At 67.3% G+C, this 15,007-nt stretch carries 13 protein-coding genes; 4 read left to right on the top strand and 9 right to left on the bottom strand.

Going from position 1 to position 15,007, the window contains the following annotated elements:
• Positions 1-10 precede the first annotated feature (10 nt).
• The 7 genes from ACZF5Y_RS09755 to ACZF5Y_RS09725 all read right to left on the bottom strand — a co-directional run bounded on the left by ACZF5Y_RS09755 (position 11) and on the right by ACZF5Y_RS09725 (position 7,196).
• On the bottom strand, positions 11-1,090 hold the full coding sequence (locus ACZF5Y_RS09755) for a ParB N-terminal domain-containing protein (RefSeq protein WP_497532478.1): 1,080 nt from the start codon (positions 1,088-1,090) through the stop codon (positions 11-13).
• The gene (locus ACZF5Y_RS09750) at positions 1,087-1,941 is read right to left on the bottom strand and encodes a hypothetical protein (RefSeq protein WP_497532476.1); all 855 of its coding nucleotides are present in this window, start codon (positions 1,939-1,941) and stop codon (positions 1,087-1,089) included. Before ACZF5Y_RS09750 ends, ACZF5Y_RS09755 begins: the two co-directional genes overlap by 4 nt.
• Positions 1,942-2,462: 521 nt before the next feature.
• A complete protein-coding gene (locus ACZF5Y_RS09745; RefSeq protein WP_497532475.1) occupies positions 2,463-3,158 on the bottom strand; it encodes a DUF2637 domain-containing protein in 696 nt (231 codons plus the stop codon).
• On the bottom strand, positions 3,155-4,072 hold the full coding sequence (locus tag ACZF5Y_RS09740) for a bifunctional DNA primase/polymerase (protein WP_497532474.1): 918 nt from the start codon (positions 4,070-4,072) through the stop codon (positions 3,155-3,157). Before ACZF5Y_RS09740 ends, ACZF5Y_RS09745 begins: the two co-directional genes overlap by 4 nt.
• Positions 4,072-5,160: an ArdC-like ssDNA-binding domain-containing protein gene (locus ACZF5Y_RS09735; protein ID WP_497532472.1), complete on the bottom strand. Its 1,089-nt coding sequence runs from the start codon at positions 5,158-5,160 to the stop codon at positions 4,072-4,074. Before ACZF5Y_RS09735 ends, ACZF5Y_RS09740 begins: the two co-directional genes overlap by 1 nt.
• A 225-nt stretch (positions 5,161-5,385) precedes the next feature.
• On the bottom strand, positions 5,386-6,327 hold the full coding sequence (locus tag ACZF5Y_RS09730) for a helix-turn-helix domain-containing protein (RefSeq protein ID WP_497532471.1): 942 nt from the start codon (positions 6,325-6,327) through the stop codon (positions 5,386-5,388).
• 179 nt (positions 6,328-6,506) lie between these two features.
• Positions 6,507-7,196: a hypothetical protein gene (locus ACZF5Y_RS09725; protein WP_497532470.1), complete on the bottom strand. Its 690-nt coding sequence runs from the start codon at positions 7,194-7,196 to the stop codon at positions 6,507-6,509.
• Positions 7,197-7,303: 107 nt separating this feature from the next.
• Between ACZF5Y_RS09725 and ACZF5Y_RS09720 the strand changes: the two genes are divergently transcribed.
• Positions 7,304-7,957, top strand: coding sequence for a hypothetical protein (locus ACZF5Y_RS09720; protein WP_497532469.1), 654 nt, complete (start codon positions 7,304-7,306; stop codon positions 7,955-7,957).
• Positions 7,950-8,249, top strand: coding sequence for a transcriptional regulator (locus tag ACZF5Y_RS09715; protein WP_497532467.1), 300 nt, complete (start codon positions 7,950-7,952; stop codon positions 8,247-8,249). The genes ACZF5Y_RS09720 and ACZF5Y_RS09715 overlap by 8 nt, the downstream gene beginning before the upstream one ends.
• On the opposite strand, the gene ACZF5Y_RS09710 is transcribed toward ACZF5Y_RS09715, so the two are convergent.
• Positions 8,246-9,367 carry a DNA cytosine methyltransferase gene (locus ACZF5Y_RS09710; protein WP_497532466.1) on the bottom strand — a complete coding sequence of 374 codons (1,122 nt, stop codon included), beginning with the start codon at positions 9,365-9,367 and terminating at the stop codon, positions 8,246-8,248. The two genes, ACZF5Y_RS09715 and ACZF5Y_RS09710, sit on opposite strands and share 4 nt — an antisense overlap.
• Positions 9,368-9,670: 303 nt before the next feature.
• Here ACZF5Y_RS09710 and mobF point away from each other — a divergent pair, with 303 nt between their 5' ends.
• Both mobF and ACZF5Y_RS09700 read left to right on the top strand, forming a co-directional pair.
• Positions 9,671-13,207: a MobF family relaxase gene (gene mobF / locus ACZF5Y_RS09705; protein ID WP_497535325.1), complete on the top strand. Its 3,537-nt coding sequence runs from the start codon at positions 9,671-9,673 to the stop codon at positions 13,205-13,207.
• A 149-nt stretch (positions 13,208-13,356) separates the two neighbouring features.
• Positions 13,357-13,713 (top strand): sulfate permease, encoded by a 357-nt coding sequence (locus tag ACZF5Y_RS09700; protein WP_497532464.1) that lies wholly within the window; start codon positions 13,357-13,359, stop codon positions 13,711-13,713.
• Positions 13,714-14,009: 296 nt separating this feature from the next.
• Here ACZF5Y_RS09700 and ACZF5Y_RS09695 read toward each other — a convergent pair whose 3' ends face one another.
• Positions 14,010-14,978, bottom strand: coding sequence for a helix-turn-helix domain-containing protein (locus ACZF5Y_RS09695; RefSeq protein WP_497532462.1), 969 nt, complete (start codon positions 14,976-14,978; stop codon positions 14,010-14,012).
• Between the last annotated feature and the right edge of the window lie 29 nt (positions 14,979-15,007).

Raw genomic sequence — 15,007 nt, 5'->3', positions numbered from 1 at the left:
CTGCGAGGGGTCAGGCGGTTTCGCGGCGCGCGGCGCGTGCGGTGCGGGCGGTGTCGGCGAACGCGATCGTCTCCGCGACGGTGGCCTCGAACCGCTCCCACTGCGCCGAGGTGAGGGAAGGGCCGATCACTGCGGGGTCGTAGCGTTCGGTCCAACCGGCCAGTTCCTCCCACACGTACACGAACGACCGCACCGGCAGCAGGGTGCGCGGCTCGTCCTCGACCGCGCGAAGCCGTCCCGTGTCGGCGCGCCGGGTCGGGCGTCTCTTCGTCGCTGTTCTCGCGCGCTCCAGCGCCATCTGTCCGAGCCGTTCCAGGTCCGCCGCCCGCGCGGTCGCCTCCAGCTCCCGCAGCCTGGCGGCGCCGGTGGCGGCGGTGTCGCGGATGCCGGCCGGCTGGGTGGTATCGGCGGCGAGGGCGTCTAGCTCCGCGAGAGCCTGGGCGGCGTGGATGCGCTGCTGCGCGCCGGTGATCGACCCGCCCGCATCGATCCGATCCAGCTCGTCCTGCGCACGGGTGCGGACCTCGGCCGGTTGCGTCTGGTCGGTGAGGATCGTCTGTAGTTCGTTGATGCGTTCCAGGGAGGTGTAGGCGTTGCGGCCGGTGACCAACTGTGCCGCCTGCTCTCTCGTCTTCCCGGTAGCGCCCGGTGACGGTGGGGCCACCGTGGCCCCACCGTGTGACCTGGGGTTTTCCTGTTGCGCGGTGAACCGTGATGCTTCCTGCCGGCCGGCGGCATCCTCGGCCATGAGGGCCTTCAGCTCCGCGTAGAGGGTGGCTTGCTCGGTGCGGGTGAGGGGCTTGTGCAGGAGGTTGTCGTCGCGTTCGGCCAGCAGCAGGCCCAGGCCCGTGGATATCCCGGACCTTACCCACACGTTGACGGTCTTCCACCCGAGCCTGCGGATCGCGGCGAGACGGCGGGCGCCGCAGATCAGCATCCCGTCCGGGGTGATCGTGATCGGCTGCAACAGCCCGTCCTCCGCGATCGAGGCTGCGAGCGGGTCGAGGTCGCCGTAGTCCTCGCGGTGCCGGCGGCCGGCCCAGATCGAATCGACCGACCGTTCCAGCTCGATATGCCCCGACCTGCTCATTCCGATCGCCCCCGCAGCACGCCAGGGGCGGCGAGGGAGACGGCGAGCACCAGGTCCTCGTCGGCCAGCAGGTGTCGTAGGGGTTCACTGATCAGCAGTCGCAGCAGCATCCCGCGGGCTGCGTTCGTGCCGGCTAGGTTCGCATCCGGGGTGCCGAGCACGATCCGCAGCAGCCGATACCAGGACGGTGCGGGCAGGTCGAGGAGGGCTCTGGCGTGCCGGTCCCGCCGCAACGACTCGTACGCGCCCGCCCGCGACATGGACTCTGCCAGCCTGGCGCAAACGTACTCGATCCCGGCGCGCGCGACCTCCGGCTCCCACCCGTGGCGGCTGAACAACGCGATCGTGTCCTCGATCGCCGAGCCCACACCCGTCGACGCCTCGCTCTCGGCCAACAACTCGTCGTCTTCGTCGTCGTCGGTGTCGAAGGGGTCGATGTGGAAGGCGGGGTGGTAGTCGCTGAGGGGGTTTTCCCGGTCGGAGAACCGTTCGGCGTCATGGAAGCTCGAGTATCGGGGGCGGCGGGCTTGATGCACGGAGCACAGCAGCCCGTTGGCGCGGTCTTCGGCGATGCAGGTGATCTGCACCGCTTTGGTGATGACCGCCCACGGGTCATCTGCCCGCCGCACTGCGGGGGTGCGCATCGCCTCGAATGCGGCCGTCGCCGCCTCCCACGGGTCCAGTCCGTGCTTGCGTGCCAGCGCCGCGTACTTCACCGCGGCGTGCCGCATCAACGCAGCAGCATCCGGGTCGCTCCGCCACGCCTCATCGTCGTGGAGCCGATGCAGCAGTTCCCGCAGCGTCTCTGAGTTCTCGAATCCTGCCCGGCCGGCCGGGTTCTGGTGTGACATGGGTGCACCTCCTGAACGTGAGGTGCGCGTGCGCTCCCCATCACCCTCACGGCGGCCAGGAGAGACGGACATGGCGGTTCACCCCAGCCCGATCCCGGAGGCCCGCACCCACGACGAGGAGGAACGCCGGTAGCCGATGTCGAACACATCCGGTTCCACCTCACGCACCATGCCCCGCTCCGTTCGAGGCCGAGACGCCGCACGCTCCCGGACGGTACGGACGCCATGGCGGCCGGCGCGGATCGCCCGGCCCGGTACCCGGCGTGCCTGCCGGGCGAGCTCGGTCTGCAGGTCGAGCCCACGGCCGACAACGCGGGCGCTGCCCGACGCGATCAAATCCGACGGGCGCACCCACTCGATCCCACGCCCCACCCGGCCCCGCGATGCCCCGGTGCTCAGGGAAGGGTCGCGGTGCACCGCGAACGCTGACCGCTCTATCTCACCCGCCCCCTCCCCGTTGGAGGTCGTAGCCGGCTCCGGGCGCTCTGCCCGCGTTTCGCTCCCGCTGGTCTGTTGTTCGTTCACGGGGTTTCCTCCTGGATCGTCTCGATGGCGGTGAGTGTGGGTGGCGTGAACCAGCGGCCCACGGTCGAGGGGTGCACGCCGAGGTGCCGGGCGATCTGCTTGTTCGACCACCCCTGCTCCTCCCGAAGCCGTGCCGCCGCCACCCGCCGCTCACCCGCCACCTCCGCAGTGACCGCCTGCACCGGAACCACGGTCGGAGCCTCAGTGGGCGGCTCTCGGAGGGTGGGCGCTTCTGGTTCTGCTGCCTCGGCCGGGTCGGGCTCCGCCGCCGTTGCCTGGGCGGGGCGGGTGAGGATCACGGTGAGGTGCGTGATGGCGAGCAGCACCAGCGGGGGCACCGCCGCGACGGAGGCGGCGAGCACGCTGGGCACGTCGCTGTCGGCGGCGATGACGGCATGGATCGCGTTCGCGGTGACCGACACGACCGCACCCGCGGCCAGCAGCGTCCACGGATACCAGGTCGGCCGGCGCTGCCCGGCGAGGGCGACGACCGCGACGGTCGCGACGACGATGATGCCGTCCACGATCAACGGCCACGCCCACGCCTGCCCCGCGTCGATCCCAGACCGCTGCGCGAGGTCCGCGAGCGCCGTGAACGACAACCAGAACGCACCGGCGGCGATGAACACCGTCCCAGTGATCGCGGTGACCACCGCCAACCGCCCACCCCTCGCCGTGGTGATGGTGCTCATGAGAGCACCCGTCCGGGTGATCCGCGCACGATCCGGCGCGCATCGCCCCCAGCCCCATCGCCGGGCTCTGGGCGGTGCGACGCGGCGTGGGTGGTGCGGTAGGCGGAGCGGATCGTCGTGATGATCTCCCGTGCGCCGAGCCCAGCGTGTTCCGCTGCCGGCCCCAACGCATCCACTGCAGCGGACGGTGGTGTGCCGGCCTCGGCCAGACGGCACGCCGCCCAGAACAGGCCCCGATTGCGTTCGCCCTCGCCGCGTGCGGCGACCCACCCGGCCAGCACCTTCGCATCCGCACCCCGCCCCGCCTCCCGGCCCGTCCGGGGGCGGGGAAGCGGGATCGGGGCGCGCGGGTCGAGGAAGTCCCGCAACCGTCCCGCGTCCACCGGCGTCGGAGGGGTGCCGGAGGTGACGATCAGCCGATACGGTGCCCGCGCCCCGTTCGGGCGGGCGATCACCGAGGGTGGGGCGATGATGTATCCGCCGGCACCGCGGAAGTCCACATGCGCCCGCGCCGCCTGCCACGACGTCTGCGCCCGACGAGCGTCGGCGGGATAGTAGGCGTGCAGACCGCCCGACGGGGTGCGCACCAGCGCGCCCCACCCGGCGGCGTGACCCTCGTGATGGGCGGCGCGGAACGCGGGGAAGCCGGTGCCGGTGGGATGCACGTCGACATCGACGACCTCGACCCCGGAGACGGCGCCGGTGGGGATGGCGATGTTCGCCTGCGGCCACCTCCGCCACCACGCCCCCACCTGTCGCCCGTCGGTGGTGGCGTCGTGGAACCCGTGCTCGGTGAGCGGGCGTTTCCCGCCTGGCACGCACGGGAACACCGGCACCCCCTCCGCCGCGAACACTTCGGCTGCCTCTCGCAGCGAGAGTCCGTCGAGGCGGGTGAACACGTCGATCGCGCCCATCACAGGCTCCTCACCGCAGCAGCCGGCCGCCGCACAGATGACCCGGACAGCGCCTCGTCCGGCGGCGCCAGCTCGTGCACGGGTTCCGGGGCACGCGGCGCTGGGGTGTCGCGCGTCAGGCCGGGGGGATCGCCGTTGCTGATCTGTGGGGTGGGGAGGGTGTCGAGGATCGCGGCGGCGGTCTTGCGGACGCGCTCACCGGTGGCCTGGACCACCTCCACCGGGGCCTTCCCGTTCACGTTGCCCGCCCACCCGGTGACATACGGGATCGTGTAGCTGCTGGTGTCCATGCGGTGCGCGGCACCGATCATCAACGCGACCGACTCCGCCTCTACCTCACCGATCCCACGGTGACCGGCCCAGTCGGGATTGTCGGGGCCATGCAGGAGGACATGGGCGAGCTCGTGCGCGAGGGTCTTCACCTGAGCGGCGGGGTCCATGTTCTCCCGCACTGCCACCGACCTGGCCTGGAAATCGGTCATCCCGTTCGCGCCACGGATCATGCCCTCATGCGGCACCCGCACCACCGTGAACCCCTCCGCCTCGACCCGGGCCGCGAGCCCTTCCCACAGCCCGTCGGGTGCTTCCCCTTCCAGCAGGAGGGGTCGCGGAGGCTCCGGGATCGGATCACCCGTGGTCTGCGACGCATCCCACACATACGCCGGCCGCACCCCGACCAGGCGGGAGCGGACGGCCTCGCCGGGCTTGGGCTTCTCGAACCGGCCGAGCCGGCGCCACGACTCCGCCACCGAAGGGGTCGCCGATGCGAACCGGCCCTTCACCGGGGCGAACATCATGTACCCCGACTGGCCCTTGGCCACCTGACGGCCCAGCGCCTGCCACTGCTTGAACCCCGCCACATACGACGGCACCGGCTCCGGCACCCGACCCGCCTCATACGCGGCCTGATGCTGTACCCAGATCAGCAGCGTGTTGTTGAACGAGCGTGACCGGAACCGGGCAGCGAACTCCAACGCCTGCCGCCAGTCCTCACCCGAGGTGAGCTGCGAGACCGCATCGGTCAGCTTCTCGTGCAGCGCATCGAGCTTCGCATCCCGCGCCGCCCGAGCATCTTCGTCAGTTGCCATCGCGTCCTCCTCTCGCAGGTCTCCGCACACGGCGGGTGACCCTGCGACCAGAAGGTGCGCCAGGCGGATCAGCGAAGAACTCAGACGGACGACGGACGATAGAAGTGAGCGACCGCCAGGTGCATCACTGAACCCGACGTGGTCAGCCCCGGTCTACCTCACCCCCAACGATCCGGGTGATCCGAGCACCAGATCATGACCTTTTCACCCGGTCACCACGCGCATTCACTCCGGGTCGCTCGCCTGGCGACCGATACGCCGGTACTCGCTCGGAGAGACACCGAGACTGCGGCGGAACTGGCGGGCAGCGAAGTCAGCATCACTCCAGCCGACCTGATCGGCGATCACCGAAATGGGCAACTCCGTGCTCCGCAGCAGGTGCGCCATCCGTTCGGCACGCAGCATTGTCAGATACGCGATCGGAGACTTTCCGAACGCCTTCACGAACACGCGCCGCAACTGCGAAGGCGAGAGATGAACCGCCGTCGCCAACTCGGATACCGACCAACGATGAGACAGCTCACCGTTCAACAAGTCTGCGATCTGGCGCGCCTCGGCGCGTAGCGGGCGGAACGATCGGTGACGTGGCGCGGACGGTGCGACAGTGCTCCGCTGCGTAGGACTCATCCGCTGACCCGTGACCGCCAGGCGCGGGACAACAACATCGAGGATCGCGGAGAGCAATGCCTGCGCTCGGTAGAACCGCTCCGGGCGTAGCCCGTCGACGCTCAGCGCCACGAGCTCATCGAGCCACGGCATGAGCAGGCCGGCGCGGTCCTCGCCGAGGCGGATGACCTGCGCGGGTTCGGCGTAACGAACGTCGAGGAACTGCTTTGCATCCAGCCGATCGGTGAACTGCTCAGCATGCTGCCAGAACACCTGATCGATCACGTAGTCCCGATCCAGGTACAAAGTCGTCGTCGTGACCCAGCCTTCCGGCTCCGCCCCGCAGAGTGTGTTCGCGGCCAGCACGATCACATCGCCCACGTTGACATGCTGGGTGCCGAACTCACTGAACAGCAACGCGTCACCGGCTCTCACGATGATGATCTTCACCCAGTCATACGCGGTCGGCTCTACAGCGGTGTGGAAGGAGCGGGTCAGGGCTGACAGCGGCGCGAACAGACGGCCCGAATAGTCCGCAGAACTTGGGGCAAGGGCAGACAAGAGCGCCTCATCGCCGCGGGGTATCTCTGCGCGCGGATGTAGGCGACTCACTCGAAGTGATGACGGTGATTGTCACGATTCGTCCGTGGTGGGCGATGCGGCGATCGACTCATACTGCGAGCAGGATGCTCTGGCCGTGATGTTCATGAATGCTCGCCGCCGAGCGACGGGAACCAGTCTCAGTGGCTCGTGGGTGACAGCGCGTTCTGGCCGCGGGCGTCATTGGCAGTAGCAATGCTGGGCGCTGTTTTCCTCAGGGCTCGGTACCCATACAGCATGTAACCGGCATACGAACCGGTGGCGAGTGCTCCGCCGATGCCAGTGATCGCGTAGACGAGCTCCCACCTCACATCCGGTTGGGACGCCAGACATAGGCCGAGCACCGCGAACACGAGCGCCACGGGCGCAAGAAGATAGTCGATCTTTCGGTTGAAGATTCGTGCCATCGGGATGAAATGGAGCGCGATGATCGCGGCGACGATCGGGAGAATCCAACGAGGGTGTCCTGAGATTGCCAAGGCCGCGATCGCGATCCAAACCAGCCCGTAACTGACCGCTGAGAGCACACTCATCCGTTGTCCGATGCGGCGCCCGTCTTCGGTTGTGACGATCTCGAACTGTCGTGCGTGTCTGAGATTACGAATGCTGAGAGCCGTCACCCACGACGCGTAGCCGACGGCGATCCCGAACGCGACCGTTCCCCACACCGGCCATGCGAAGGCCCACCAGAGTGCATAGACGAGCATGAAGAAGGCCTGCGTGATGGGCTGAGGTGCCACGTTCCGTACGGCAACTGCGTACCAGTCGGGTACGCCAGGTGCGGTTTCAGAGGCCGGCAGCTCGTCCCTGACCCGCTCTGTGTCGCTCATGTCTCTCCTCCAAAACCTCAACGATCTATCAAGCTTTCTATCACAAAGTACCATCTAGCAGAAAGATACGTGTGATAGAAACGAGGGTAGCCGGAGGTGAAGACGACATGACCGATCACGAACAGCGTGTGGACGCTGCCGCAATCCTGCGCTCGATCGCCGACGACAGCACACACGCGCGTACCGCGCTGGCACCCAACGCGCGACTCTTGTACATGGCATGGGGCGTCGCGTGGATCGTCGGCTTCCTCGCCTTGGTCCTGTCCTTTTTCCCCGTTGACGATCCGCTCATGCCGTTAGGGGTGGGCGTCGCCATCGCCTGTGCCGCACTCGCGGCCGCGATCATGTCATCCGTCCTTCACTCCGCGAAGAGGAGCACCGGAACGCGAGGCCCCTCGACAGTGCAAGACGCGATCTATGGCGCCACGTACCCCCTCGCGTTCGCCGTGATCGGACTGATCGGGTGGCGGCTCATCAGTGCTGGCACGCCGATCAATGCGATGCTCTCCTACTGGATCACCGCCACTTGCCTCATCGTCGCGATCCTGTTCCTCGCCGGCGCAGCCATGTGGAACGATAGATCGCAGCTCATCTTCGGCATCTGGACATCCACCGTCGCCCTCGCCGCGATCGCACTCCCTGGCCCGTACAACCTCTTTGCGGGCTTAGCAGGAGGCGTCGGATTCCTGGTCATCGCCGTCGTTCAAACGATCCGCCCCACGCTCACCTCGGGCCCGATCACACGAGGAACCGATGGATGAGCTAGATCCCGTCATCCACGTTCAAGCGAGACTGCGCATCGTCACGATCCTCGACACCCTCGGGGCAGGCGACTCCCTCTCGTTCCCGCGACTACAAACGCTACTGGGAGTGACATCGGGAAACCTTGCCACGCACCTGCGCAAGCTCGAAGAGACCCAGTACGTCAAGGTTCAGAAAGTCCTCGAAGGACGCACTCCCGTCACCTACATCAGCCTCACTGAGAACGGAAGGCTCGCCTTCCGCGTCTACAAGAAGAACCTTCGCGCACTCCTTGATGACCCCGAGTTCTAAACCTCAGCATCAGCGCGCAACAGGGTGGTTAGGGCCGCGACCGCCTGGCGCGGGAGCACGCCATTACCCAGCGCCGCGAGCTGCTGCGGAACGCTGAGCTCATGAAGGCGGCCGGTGACCCACCCTTCCTCCAGTCCCATCAACCACTCCACGAATGACGGGGCGGGACGTGGGTTGCTCACCTCACTCAGAAGCGTAGGCACCGGGGCGGATCGGCCGACTATTCGTTCCCATCTGCTAATCGCTACGGCGTAGCGTCCCCGGCGTCGAAGAGCTGCCCGATCAGGGACCACAGGCTCTCCGGCTCCTCCGGCCGTGGGCATCCGTTCGGGCCGTGGAGGGCTAGGTCGATGATCTGGTGACTGAGCGCGATCGTTCCCCGCCGTGCCTTGACCTGCTGCAAGCTCTCCCCGCCCCTGGCCGCGTCGGATGCCAGCGGGGTGCGGAACAGTGCGGTGGGCGAGGATGAAGATGCGGAATCGGGGATGTGGTGCGCCGATAGCGGAAGCGGGTAAACCGAGCCATTGCGCGTCATACCCGAGGTCCACCAGGTCGCCGACCACGGCTGCCGCCGCCCGAAGAGGTCGAGCTGGCCCGTCTCCCAGACGCCACGGGTCGGGTTCCACGTCGCCAGGGGGTGCATCGGCACCCGTTGCGGTCTCGATTGCGTCGGCGGGGTTGCGTCGTTCATCGTCGTTTCCTTCCGGGGTCGGTCGGATCGCGGGGGCGGAGAGCAGTCCGCGGACGTTCTCGATGACGACCCACTCTGGTTGCAGCGCCTCGATCGCGGTCGCCATGTGTGCCCAGAGGCCGGAGCGGGTGCCGGGTGCGAGGCCGGCCATCTTCCCTACAGTTGAGACGTCCTGACAAGGAAAGCCGCCGCACAACACATCGACGGGCTCGACGGTGCTCCAGTCGATGGTGGTGATGTCGCCGAGGTTCGGAGCGTCGGGCCAATGGTGGGCGAAGACGCGGGCGACAGGTTCATTGATCTCTGAGAACCAGACGGTCCGGGCGTCGAAGACTTCCTCGACGGCGAGGTCGAGTCCGCCGTAGCCGGAGAACAGCGATCCGACGCGCAGCGTCGGGGGCTGATCGGAGCGGTTCTTGTCGAGCACAACGGGGCCTTGAGGAAGCGGTGAATCCCGAAGCCGCGTCGAACTGGCGAACTACTCCGGGCTGGTCACCTGCCAGGTGCGCGACGCTCCCCATAGAGCCGGGCCTGATCTTGGCCCCGCCGACTTACCGATCGCCGTCTGACGACCGACCTCAGCCCTTGCCTGACGTCCCTCAGCGGGTTGTCACGCGTCTTGCAAGCGAGGCCCGCCACCTGACTCGTCAGGCGTCGGAGAGCTCGCTGCGCGAGGACGGTCGCACCCACCTCGTGAGCAGGACGAGGGTGGTGTGTGGTGACGGTTTCGATGCGGGTGATGTCCGCCGGTGACGGCTACAAGTACCTCCTGCGCACCGTCGCCACGGGTGACGGTGACCGGATGCTCTCGACACCTCTGACGCGCTACTACACCGAGGAGGGCACCCCGCCCGGCCGCTGGCTCGGCTCCGCTGTCGCCGCTCTCGGTGGCGGTTCGGTCGTGGTGGGCGATCAGGTCACTGAGACGCAGCTTCAGCTCCTGATCGGTATGGGTCGTGACCCTGTGACGGGTGATCCGCTCGGGAGCGCGTATCGGAACTATCCGACGGTGACCGAGCGTATCCGGCAGCGCACCGCCGGGCTCGACCCCGAGATCCCTGTCACGGAGCGTGCGGAGGCGGTCGCGGTGATCGAGGCGGAGGAGACGGCGAAGGGGTCGCGGAAGGCGGTTGCGGGGTTCGATTTCACGTTCTCGATCCCGAAGTCCGCGTCGGTGTTGTGGGCGGTGGCGGATTCGGGCACGCAATCGTTGATTGCGGATGCGCACTATGCGGCGGTTGCGGAGATGGTTGCGTTCATCGAACGCGAGGTTGCAGCAACCCGTGTCGGCGCGGCGGGACCGGGCGGCGCGGTCGCGCAAGCCGATGTGACTGGGGTGATCGCTACCGCGTTCGACCATTACGACTCTCGTGCCGGTGACCCGCATCTGCACACGCACGTGGTGATCTCGAACAAGGTGCAGACCGCTCACGACGGCAAGTGGCGCTCCCTCGACGGACGCCCCTTGCACGCGGCGACGGTCGCGCTGTCGGAGCTGCACGAGGCGGTGTTCGCCGACCACCTCACCCGCGCCTTCGGCGTCGCGTGGGAAGCACGGGACATGGGGCGTGACCGGAATCCGGCGCGGGCGATCTCCACGGTGCCGGAGGGACTGGTGGTGGAGTTCTCGTCACGGTCCCGGCAGATCGAGCAGGAGAAGAACCGGCTCATCGCCGAGTACGTCGAACGCCACGGCCGGCAACCGTCGTTGGCGACGATCATCAAGCTCCGCGCGCAGGCCACCCTCGCCACCCGCCCCGAGAAGCAGGTCCGCTCCCTCGCCGACCTCACCGCAGAGTGGCGGGAACGGGCAGCTCACCTCCTCGGTGAAGACGCGACGGCCTGGGCTCGCGTCGTGACGGCGAATGGTGCCCCGTTGTTGCTGCGTGCCGATGACGTGCCGTTGGATGTGATCGCGTCGCTCGGGCGGAGCGTGGTCGAGGTGGTCGGTGAGAAGCGGTCGACGTGGCGGCGGTGGAACCTCACCGCCGAAGCCGCCCGCCAGACCATGCCCTACCGGTTCGCGACCACGCAGGATCGTGAAGCCGTCGTCGGGATGGTCGTAGACGCCGCCGAGCACGCCTCGCTGCGACTGACTCCTCCTGAGTTCGCGTCAAGTCCCGCCGTGTTCCGGAGGTCCGATGGCACGAGCAGGTTTCGTCCGACGGCGTCCACCGTGTACTCCTCGGAAGAGCTGCTTGCGGCGGAGGATCGGCTTCTCGAGCGCGCCCGCGCAAGGACGGCGCCGACGGTGCCTGTCGAGATGGTGGAGAAGGTCACCGCCCGTCCCGACCGCGACGGGCGACTCCTCGGGGCCGATCAAGCGGGCGCGCTCGTGGCGGTGGCGGTGTCGGGCCGGGTGGTGGATGTGCTGGTCGGCCCGGCCGGTGCGGGGAAGACCACGGCCATGCGGGCGCTGCGCACCGCGTGGGAGCGGGAGCACGGGCGCGGCAGCGTCGTCGGTCTCGCCCCGTCCGCGGTCGCCGCGCAGGTCCTCGCCGATGACCTCGGCATCCGCACGGAGAACACCGCGAAATGGTGGGACACCCACCAGCGCACCGGGAACACGTTCCGCCGGGACCAGTTGGTCATCATCGACGAAGCCTCCCTCGCCGGCACCCTCTCCCTCGACCGCATCACCGCAATCGCCGAACAGGCCGGCGCGAAGGCGTTGCTGGTCGGGGACTGGGCGCAACTGCAATCCGTGACTGCCGGAGGCGCGTTTTCCCTCCTTGTCCACGACCGTGACGACGCCCCCGAACTGATAGACGTGCACCGGTTCGTCAACGACTGGGAGAAGACCGCTTCCCTCGACCTCCGCCACGGCCGCCCCGAAGCGATCGACACCTACGCCGGCCACGGTCGCATCACTGGCGGGGACACCGAGGCGATGATCGACACCGCCTACACCGCCTGGCGCACCGACACCCTCGCCGGGGTTGCGACGGTGCTGATCGCGGACTCGAACGAGTCCGTCCACGCGCTCAACCAGCGCGCCCGCGCAGACCTGATCCTCGATGGCACCGTGAACGCGCTCCGCGAAGTCGAACTCCACGACGCCAGCCGCGCCGGCATCGGCGATCAGGTCATCACCCGCCGCAACGACAGGCGTCTTCGCGCCGGCCGTGGCTGGGTGCGCAACGGCGACCGCTTTACCGTCACCGACATCCGCGACGACGGCTCCCTCACCGTCCGCCGCGCCAGCGGACGCGGCACGGTTGTACTGCCTGCGGGGTATGTGGCCGATCACGTCGATCTCGGCTACGCAGTGACCGCACATAGAGCGCAAGGCATCACCACTGACACCGCACACGTCCTCGCCGGCCCCAGCACAACGAGGGAGAACCTGTACGTCGCGATGACCCGCGGCCGGGAAGAGAACCTCGTCTACGTCGCCACCGACCGCCCCGACGACAACCACACCACCCGACACCCCGCCGACGACCTGGACGCGACCGCGCGCAGCGTACTCCACGGGGTCCTGCAGCACGTCGGAGCCGAACTGTCCGCGCACGAGACGATCACCGGCGAGCACGAAACGTGGGGCTCGGTGGCGCAGCTCGCTGCCGAGTACGAGACGATCGCGCAAGCCGCCCAAAACGACCGCTGGGCCACCCTCATCCGTCAATCCGGGCTCACCCAAGACCAGGCGGACGACGCGATCCGCTCCGACACGTTCGGGGCACTCACCGCAGAGCTGCGCCGCGCGGAAGCCAACCACCACGACGTCGACGCCCTCTTGCCACGTCTGACCGCGGCACGAGGATTCCGTGATGCGGACGACATCGCCGCCGTCCTGCACTACCGCCTCGCACGCGCCACCGCCCGACCCGCAGGATCAGGCCGCACCCGCAGACCCCCTCGCCTGATCGTCGGGCTCATCCCCGAAGCCACCGGCCCGATGACCGCCGAAATGCGGAAAGCACTCACCGAACGCCGCGACCTGATTCACCAGCGCGCCGACACACTTCTCGACCAAGCTCTCGGAGAGAAGCAGGAGTGGGCGCAATCACTGGGCGAAGAACCTATAGACGCGAAGGCAGCAGCCACCTGGCGGAGGCACGCGCGCACCATCGCCGCGTACCGCGACCGCTACGGCATCACCACCAGCGCCCCGCTCGGACCAGCCCCCGATAGCGAGGCGCAGAAGATCGACGCCGCGCGAGCGAGGGCCGCACTGGAGAGGATCAGCGACCTCGCGGCGGCCGAACCCGGCGAAACCGCGTCGCGCCCGGCGCGACGCGCGAGCGCCGGCCGATCGCTGTGACAGTTGCGCTTCCGATTGTCACCGGTGCGTCGTACCCTGAAACGGAGGCGGATTTCTCCTTGATATGACGCTCCTCGGGGCAGGCCGCAAGGCCACTCACACACGCACCGCCTCCGACAATCCGTCGTGCTTGTGAGAGGAACCCTGTCATGATCCGCCAACTCTGGACCCTCAGCGTCCACACCCGCGCGTTCCTGCGCCGCTATATGCCGACCAACATCCTTCTCGACGCCATTCGCAGCAGAAGAGGTTTGAAGTGGGGCGTACCCGCGATGCTTCTCGCTGTGCCCTACCTCCTGGCCGCGAGCACGCTGACCACCCTCATCGCAGACGGCGGACCCGGATGGCTCAACCTCCTCGTCCTCCTCTGCCTCTGGAACACGATGAAGCTCATCATCATGGGGCCCGTCAGCCTAGTTCTGCTCGTTCGCGTGCGTGTTCGTGAAGCGTTCGCTGCCCGAACCGAGCGGCGTTCGAGCCCTGAGTTCGTAGGACAGAATCTCTGACCGATCACGGTCATGCCGTCCTGTGCCACGTTACGGCAATCAGGTGTGATTGTGTCTGCTGCTGACCGGCCGGGCCTGATGCGGCGGAGGCATCTCTGCCCGGTACATGACTTCGGTGACAGGGACACGACCGCCGGCATGTTCATAGACTTGCAACGTGTCCCAGCTGTGCTCCTCTGAGTCCTATCGAACCTGCGCGCAATGTGGCGCTGACTGCGCTCCTGAGCCTTTCGATGCGGGGCAGGGCCAGGGCATTCGCATCGCGTTTTCGTGCCCGCAGTGCGGGGTGCACAGTGTCATCGACCCATTCGAGAGTTCTCGCTAGAGAGATTGCTGGGGTAGGTCGGCAGAGGATTCTTGCGGCTGATCCGGCGATACTCACTCGGAGAAACCCCTACATTGCGTCGAAACTGACGTGCCGCGAAGTCAGGATCATTCCACCCGACGGATGCAGCGATGATCGAGATCGAGGAATCGGTGCTTTTCAGTAGATGCGCCATCCGTTCTGCGCGCAACATCGTCAGGTACGCGATGGGCGACTTCCCGTATGCGTCTACAAAGACTCGTCGCAACTGCGACGGTGATAAGTGGACTGCCCTCGCCAGCTCGGGGACCGACCAACGACGATTCAAATCACTGGCGAGGAATTCCGCCACCCTCCGTGCATCAGCACGCAGCGGTCGAAATGCACGGTGCCGGGGTGCGGAAGGGACGACCGTACTCCGTTGCGTCGGGGTTATCCTTTGCTCAGTGACAGCAAGACGTGGAACTACAACATCGAGGACTGCGGAGAGTAGAGCCTGCGCCCGATAGAAGTGCTTCGCGTGTAGGCCGTCATTGCTCAGTGCTGCGAGCTCGTCCAGCCACGGCATCAACAGTCCGGCGCGATCCTCTCCGATCCGGACGACTTGAACAGGTTCGGCATAGTTCGCATCGAGGAAAGTGCTCGCGTCAAGACGATCCTTGAACCTTGCGGCGTACTGCCAGAACACCTGATCGATCACGTAGTCACGATCCAAGAAGAGGGTTGTCGTCGTTATCCAGCCCTCGGGCTCGGCGCCGCAGAGCGTGTTTGCCGCAAGCGCCACGACATCACCGATGTTGACGTGATGGCTTCCGCACTCACTGAACAGTCGTGCACTGCCAGCACGCACGATGATGAACTTCACGCAGTCGAACGCGATCGGCTCCACGGCAACGTGGTCGGTCCGCGTGCGTGCGGCGACGGGCGAATAGTCGGAGACCCTGAGGCGTGATTGGTGCATGGCGTCAAAGCAAGGCTTCGAACCCTCGT

It is taken from the genome of Leucobacter sp. WKLB1 (genome assembly GCF_059696215.1).
The sequence above is the reverse complement of the archived record's forward strand: the minus strand, read 5'-3'. Positions and strand labels throughout refer to the sequence as shown.